Below are 302 nucleotides of genomic sequence, written 5' to 3'. Positions count from 1 at the left end.
AGCGCGAGCAGGCGCGCGCCGCGGGCAAGTTCAAGATGGCGCAGGGCCTCGAATACTCGGGCGCCAAGACCACTTTCCACGGTTACGAAGAGATCGCGTTCGACGACGCCAAGGTCGTCGCGCTGTATGTCGAAGGGTCGTCGGTCGGCGAAGTGAAGGCCGGCCAGGATGCGGTCGTCGTGCTCGACCACACGCCGTTCTACGCGGAATCGGGCGGCCAGGTCGGCGACCAGGGCGTGCTCGCGAACGCCGCGACGCGCTTCGCGGTGGCCGACACGCTGAAGGTGCAGGCCGACGTGATC

The 302-nt window shown here is 67.9% G+C and carries 1 protein-coding gene; it reads left to right on the top strand.

From position 1 onward, the window contains the following. A partial coding sequence (locus SB751_RS29350; protein WP_410748947.1) for an alanine--tRNA ligase-related protein occupies window positions 1–302 on the top strand: 302 nt, incomplete at both ends.

This window comes from Cupriavidus sp. SIMBA_020 (assembly GCF_046535395.1).
GTDB classification, from domain to species: domain Bacteria; phylum Pseudomonadota; class Gammaproteobacteria; order Burkholderiales; family Burkholderiaceae; genus Cupriavidus; species Cupriavidus campinensis.
This window is presented reverse-complemented; position numbering and strand designations above follow the sequence as displayed.